2 pseudogenes are annotated in these 234 nt (G+C 50.0%); both read left to right on the forward strand.

The features are described from left to right. Positions 1-130, forward strand: a pseudogene (locus KVT28_RS27010) (cell division protein ZapD); the annotation flags it as partial. 8 nt (positions 131-138) lie between these two features. Next, positions 139-234 (forward strand): annotated as a pseudogene (locus KVT28_RS28030) (DNA gyrase inhibitor YacG); the annotation flags it as partial.

Below are 234 nucleotides of genomic sequence, written 5' to 3' on the forward strand. Positions count from 1 at the left end.
AACTCTGGAAGACGCGCTGTACCCACAAGTCTCGCGTCACAAAAGCCGTTATGCGATTCCTTTCCTGCCATTAGACAGCGAACGCGGAGAAGTACCAGCCCGACTGAATTTTGAATTAGCTTGTTGTTAGTGGAAGTTATGCCAGAAGAGATAATTACCGTACCTTGACCCAATTGGCGTCGAGATGTGATTTGGGATGAGTTGTGCCCGGGGCGGCCATTCTGCTGCAAACGT

Origin of the sequence: Pantoea sp. GbtcB22, assembly GCF_019091025.1 — a bacterium.
Classification (GTDB): Bacteria; Pseudomonadota; Gammaproteobacteria; order Enterobacterales; family Enterobacteriaceae; genus Pantoea; species Pantoea leporis.